Here is a 5,962-nt window from a genome sequence, read left to right on the forward strand (position 1 = left end):
GCTCCGGCTCCGGCCCCGGCTCCGGCTCCGGCTCCGGCTCCGGGCGACCGTCCGTCGCCACGGGTGCGGCGCGGGTGGTCGACCGCCCCGCGGCCTCACTCCACCTCGGGGGGCCGATCCTCCACCAACCGCCCCCCGGACAGGCGCAGCCACCGCTGGACCCCGATCGCCGACAGGAACCGTTCGTCGTGGCTGACCACGACGAACGCACCCTGGTAGGCGTTCAGCGCGCTCTCCAACTGGCCGACGCTGACCAGGTCCAGGTTGTTGGTCGGTTCGTCGAGCAACAACAGCTGGGGAGCCGGTTCGGCGAACAGGACGCAGGCCAGCGTGGCGCGCAGCCGCTCACCGCCGGAGAGCACCCCCACCGGCAGGTGCGCGCGCCCCTCCCCGAACAGGAACCGGGCAAGCAGGTGCATCCGCCGCGACCGCGGCAGCTCGGGTGCGAAGTCGGCGAGGTTCTCCGCCACCGTCCGATCGGGATCGAGCAGGTCCAGTCGTTGCGAGAGTGCGGCGATCCGCCCCTCCACGCGGCGGGTGGTCCCCTCGTCCGGACGCCACTCGCCGGAGATGAGGCGGAGCAGGGTGGACTTCCCCGCAGCATTGGCGCCGGTCAGCGCGATCCGTTCGGGGCCGCGAACGGTCAGGTCGACCCCCTGGCCGTCGAAGAGGTCACGGTCGCCACGACGCACCCGGAGCCCCTGCCCGGTGAAGACGGTGCGTCCGGCGGGCAGGTGGGTCGCCGGCAGGTCCAGGGAGATGCGCTGGTCGTCCCGGACGGCGCGCTCGGCCTCCTCCAACCGGGTCCTTGCCTCGGCCACCCGCGCGGTATGGGTCTCCCTGGCGCGTCCGGCCGACTCCTGGGCGCCGCGTTTGAGCTCGCCGGCGACGATCTTCGGCAGGCCAGCGTTGCCCAGGTTGCGGGCGGCGTTGCTGGCCCGCCGTTCGGCCCGCTCCCGGGCCTGCTGCATCTCCCGCTTCTCCCGGCGAACCTCCTGCTCGGCGCTGCGGAGTTGGCGCTGCGCGGTCTCCCGTTCGGCGCGGACCGCCCGCTCGTAGGAGGTGAAGTTCCCCCCGTGGACGCGGAGCCGGCCCCGGTCCAGTTCGGCGATGCGGTCCATCCGGTCCAGCAGCGCCCGGTCGTGGCTGACGACGACCAGGCAGCCCTGCCAGGTGTCGAGCACCTCGGACAGCCGGCGGCGGGCATCTCGGTCGAGGTTGTTGGTGGGTTCGTCGAGGAGCAGGACGTCGGGGCGGGCCAGCAGCCGGGCCGCCAGGCCGAGGGAGACGATCTGCCCCCCGCTGAGCGTGTCCAGGCGGTGGTCGGGGCGGACGTCGTGGAGTCCGAGCCGGTCCAGTTCGGTGCGGGTGCGTTCCGGGATGTCCCAGTCGTCGCCGAGGGTGTCGAACAGCTCCTCACGGGTGTCGCCGGCCTCGATCGCGGCGAGCGCGGCCAACTTCGGTGCCACTCCCAGCACCTCGCCGACGGTCACGTTCCCGGACAGCGGCAACGTCTGCGGGAGGTACCCGACGACACCACGCGTGGTGACGCTCCCCCCGGTGGGCTGGTGTTCCCCGGCGATCAGGCGCAGGAGGGTGCTCTTGCCGGCCCCGTTGGGCGCGACCAGGCCGGTGCGGCCGGCGCCGAGGGTGCAGGAGAGACCCTGGAGGACCGTGGTGCCGTCGGACCAGGAGAAGGACAGGTCGGAACAGGTGATGGCGGCATCGGACATGGCAGGTACCTCACGCGGTGTTCGTGACCGTTCCCCGCACCGAGGCGGATGGGAACGGGAGGTGGAAGGGGACGACGACAGCGGCCGCGGCGGCGTCACACGCTCATGCCGGCGGCCGGGCGCATCCGGGTTCACCCGGAGATGTCGTCGTCACTCACCACGTCTGGTCTCCCCTGCCGGGAACACTGCTGCCGGCCACGGTAGCAGGACAGGCAACCGGATTTCGGGATCGCGGCGCGGGGCGGGAGGGAGGCGGACGACGGTGTCCGCCTCCCTGGCTCACCGCTCGCGGCGCCGGAGCCGGACGATGCTGTCGAGCATCACACCGGGCTGGCCGTCCGGGCCCTCCTGGGGGCGTGACCATTCCTCGCAGCGCTGTTCCTCCCACTGGTCCTCCGCCAGCGCCAGGCTGTCCAGGACCTCCCGCGCGCGGGGGAAAAGCGTCTCCTGGTGCTCGGGCGGCGCCCACGACGGGCCGGCGGCGTGCCCGACGACCAGCAGCGTCCCGCCCGGCCGCACAGCGGCCGCCGCCCGGCGCAGGATCCGTTCCCGGGGCAGTTCCCTCGGTGACTGGAGGAACTGCGCGGAGACGAGGTCGAACTCCCCTGCCGGGAAGGACACCGCGAGGTCGAGGTGTTCGCCGTCGACGAGGTGACCCACACCGGCCTCGTCGGCGTACCGCCGGGTCCGGGCCAACGCCACGCGGGAGATGTCGGTGGCGGTGACCCGCCAACCCCGGCTGGCCAACCAGATGGCGTCACCTCCCTCACCGCACCCCAGGTCCAGGGCGTGGCCGGGGCTCAGGTGGGTGGCCTCCCGCACGAGGGCGGCGTTGGGGTTCCCGCTCCAGATCCGGTCGGAACGGTCGTAGAGGTCGTTCCAGAACTGTTCGTCCTGGCTGGTGGCGGTGGACATGGTCGACTCCTCGTCGAGATGGGGGTGGGGTGCGGCGTCCGCCGGCGGCACTGGCGCGTGCCCCGGCGGGCGCGGTCGAGGTGGTCACCGGAACCCGGCGGCGGAGAGCGGAGACGCGACCGCCCGGTCACAGGCCGTGCCGCGCGGCCCCCAGGACCCGCTCGGCGACGTCCCGTTCCCGGCGGGGGGTGAACCCGCCGTAGGCCCGCACCGCCTCGGCGGTGTCCTCGCTGACCAGGTCCGCGTTGATCAGGGCGCCCGCACGGACCCCGGAGGCGGCGGCCGCGACGATCTGGTCGGCCAGGCTCGTCACGTTGCCGGCCACCCACACCCCGGGCACCGAGGTGGCACCGGAGGGATCGGCCGGGAGGTGCTCCCCGATCGAGTGCCCCCGCATCTCCTGGTCAGCGGTGGTGAGCCCGAGCCCCTCGAGCGCCTCGGTTCGGGCCACGAAGCGGGGAGCGACCACCAGCGCCTGGCAGTCCACCGGACGACCACCGGCCAGGGTGACCCCGACCAGCCTGTCCTCCTCCAGCCGCACCCCGGTGACCTCCCCCCGCACCCGGGTGACACCGCGCGCGGCGAGCTGCTCGGCCTCCTCCGGGGTCGGTCCGGTCCAGGTGTGCTCGACCAGCGTGACGTCGGAGCTCCACTGCCGCCAGAGCAGCGCCGCGTGCACCGCCATTGGCCCGGTCGCCAGGACGGCGATGCGCTGGTCCCGCACCTCCCAGCCGTGGCAGTAGGGGCAGTGCAGCACCTCCCGGCCCCACCGCTCCCGAAGGCCGGGCACCGGGGGCAGTTCGTCGACCAGGCCGGTGGCCACCAGCAACCGCCGGCCCTCCGCCACCGTGCCGTCCCCCACCGTGAGCCGGAACTCCCCGCCGCTGCCCCGGGTGGCGGAGACGACGGTCCCGGTCAGGAACGCCCCGCCGTAGGAGGCGACCTCGGCGCGGCCGGTGTCCAGCAGCTCCCCGGGTGCCGCGCCGTCGCGGGTCAGGTAGTTGTGGGCGTGGGCCGCCGGTGCGTTGCGCGGCCGGCCGTCGTCGATCACCAGCACGGAGCGCCGCGCCCTGGCCAGGGTCAGAGCCCCGCTCAGACCCGCTGGTCCGCCGCCGATGACGATGGCGTCCCACCGGGGCCGACCTCCGGCCGCCCGCGCGTCGTGCGGGGTCGACCCGTTCTCCCTCTCGGTCATCTCGTGACCTCCTCTCCGCCACGAGAGTGCCGACCAATCCGCGCTTGTGCCAAGTCCTGTTGCCAGTACCGCAAAACCTGGTGGGCGGAGACGCCGCCGACACCGGTCGCGGGGACCCTGCGTACCACCGTTGACGGCACGAGCGAACGACCTCGCTCGCGAGCACGGCGCCATCCGCGCGCCGACCTCGCCGACCGCCCGCTGTCGAGCAGGACGGCGCCCGCCCCCGATCCGCCGGTCACGCTCGAGAGCCGGTCGTCGAGGACCACGTCGAGATCAGGCCCCCACCACCGCCGCCAGGAGGCACCGCCGGCGCCAGGGGATATGCCGTCCCCTCCCGACGCGCTCCGATATCCCCCGCCCGAGACGCCCGAACCGGCGGATCACCCCGAGGAGTCCGACACCGCCGCCGAGTAACGCCGGGCCAGACGAGCGAACGCCTCCCGCAGCTCCTGGGGACCGACGATCTCCAGGTCGACGTCGAAGGAGCCGATCTCGGCGGCCAACCGCGCCCAGGACCACGAACCCAGGACCAGGCGACACCGGTCCGGACCGACAGCCTCCACCACCCCGTCCCACGAGTGGCGGGACACCACCGACGCGGGAAGATCGAGGATCACCTCACCGCGACAGGGCCAGTCACCGGACTCGCCCGCCCCCCGGAACCGGCTGATCACGAACGCGGACACCCCTCCTCCCGGTAGCGGCCTGGGGGTGAACCGGGGCCCCGTGGGCGTGCGCGGGGTGATCCGGTCGGCGCGGAAGGTCCGCCAGTCCCCGCGATCCAGGTCCCAGGCCACCAGGTACCAGCGCCCGCTCCAGGCGACCAGGTGGTGGGGCTCCACCCGCCGGGGCGCTCTCCCCGCGCCGCCCTCCCCCTGGTCCGCCGGGCTGGCGTAGTCGAACCGGAGCACCTCCCGGGCGTGGACGGCGGCACCGAGCGCCACGAGCACCGCGCTGGCCACCCGACCACCCGTCCGCGCCGGTGGCTCCACCGAGGTGAACGGGACGGTGTCGATGCGACGCCGCAACCGGGCCGGCAGCACCTGCCGCACCGTGGCCAGCGCCCGCGCCGAGGCCTCCTCGATGCCCGCCCCCGTCACGGTGGCGATCTGGAGCGCGATGGCCAACGCCACCGCCTGCTCGTCGTCGAACAGCAACGGCGGCAGCTCACTGCCCGCCCCGAGCCGGTAGCCCCCGTCGGGCCCCTTCACCGCGGCGATGGGATAGCCGAGTTCCCGGAGGCGGTCGACATCCCGGCGCACGGTGCGCTGGCTGACCCCCAGCCGCGCGGCCAACGCCGGACCCGGCCAGTCCCGACGCGTCTGGAGCAGCGAGAGCAACGACAGCAGCCTCGCCGAGGTTTTCGGCATGGCTCCCAGCATGCCCGAAGAAGCGGACACTCCCTGTCCTCTTCGGCTGCCATCGTGGGCGACGTGCCAGTCAACGACACCCACCACGAGGACGGAGACCCCGTGTCCACCACCCCCGCCGCTCTCGACACCGAGCGGGCCGACCTGCTCGACGCGCTCGCCGCCGCCCGCGCCGCCCTGACCACCACCGTCCAGGGGCTCAGCGACCAGCAGCTCGGCGCACGGCCCACCGCCAGCGCCCTGTGCCTGGGCGGGGTGGTCAAGCACGTCACCAGCATGGAGGAGAGCTGGATGAACTTCGTGCTCCACGGCCCCCAGGCCATGCGCTACGACCTGCCCGAGGGCGTCACCTGGGACGACGTGGCCGCCGGCACCGCACGCGAGTTCCCCCAGTGGATGATCGACCACCAGAACGACTTCCAGTGGTCGCCGCAGGACACCCTCACCGGCATCCTCACCCGCTACGAGCAGGTCGCCGCCCGAACGGCGGAGATCATCAACAGCGTGCCGGACCTCTCGGCCGCCCACCCCCTGCCCGAGGCACCCTGGCACCAGCCCGGCACGGTCTACAGCGTGCGACGCGTGGTGGCGCACGTGATCATCGAGACCGCCCAGCACGCCGGGCACGCCGACATCCTGCGGGAGACGCTGGACGGGCAGACCTCGAGCTGACCGGGACGGGGCGGGGCCCGGTCCCCTCCGGGCCCCGCCCCACCCCGCGCCGACCGTCCGGCCCACCGAGACGC

At 73.9% G+C, this 5,962-nt stretch carries 5 protein-coding genes; 1 reads left to right on the top strand and 4 read right to left on the bottom strand.

Annotation, left to right across the window (positions count from 1 at the left end):
• Positions 1-95: 95 nt before the first annotated feature.
• The 4 genes from ACTIDRAF_RS0218860 to ACTIDRAF_RS0218875 form a co-directional block, all read right to left on the bottom strand.
• On the bottom strand, positions 96-1,733 hold the full coding sequence (locus ACTIDRAF_RS0218860) for an ABC-F family ATP-binding cassette domain-containing protein (RefSeq protein ID WP_016700287.1): 1,638 nt from the start codon (positions 1,731-1,733) through the stop codon (positions 96-98).
• Between the two features lie 279 nt (positions 1,734-2,012).
• Complete coding sequence (locus ACTIDRAF_RS0218865; RefSeq protein WP_016700288.1) at positions 2,013-2,648, bottom strand: class I SAM-dependent methyltransferase; 636 nt, start codon at positions 2,646-2,648, stop codon at positions 2,013-2,015.
• A gap of 127 nt (positions 2,649-2,775) precedes the next feature.
• Complete coding sequence (locus ACTIDRAF_RS0218870; protein ID WP_016700289.1) at positions 2,776-3,843, bottom strand: NAD(P)/FAD-dependent oxidoreductase; 1,068 nt, start codon at positions 3,841-3,843, stop codon at positions 2,776-2,778.
• Positions 3,844-4,226: 383 nt separating this feature from the next.
• Entirely contained in the window at positions 4,227-5,216 is a 990-nt protein-coding gene (locus tag ACTIDRAF_RS0218875; protein WP_026066270.1) for a helix-turn-helix transcriptional regulator, read from the bottom strand.
• 54 nt (positions 5,217-5,270) lie between these two features.
• Between ACTIDRAF_RS0218875 and ACTIDRAF_RS0218880 the strand changes: the two genes are divergently transcribed.
• Positions 5,271-5,888: a DinB family protein gene (locus ACTIDRAF_RS0218880; protein ID WP_016700291.1), complete on the top strand. Its 618-nt coding sequence runs from the start codon at positions 5,271-5,273 to the stop codon at positions 5,886-5,888.
• Positions 5,889-5,962: the final 74 nt, after the last annotated feature.

Source organism: Actinoalloteichus spitiensis RMV-1378 (assembly GCF_000239155.1).
Classification (GTDB): Bacteria; Actinomycetota; Actinomycetes; order Mycobacteriales; family Pseudonocardiaceae; genus Actinoalloteichus_B; species Actinoalloteichus_B spitiensis.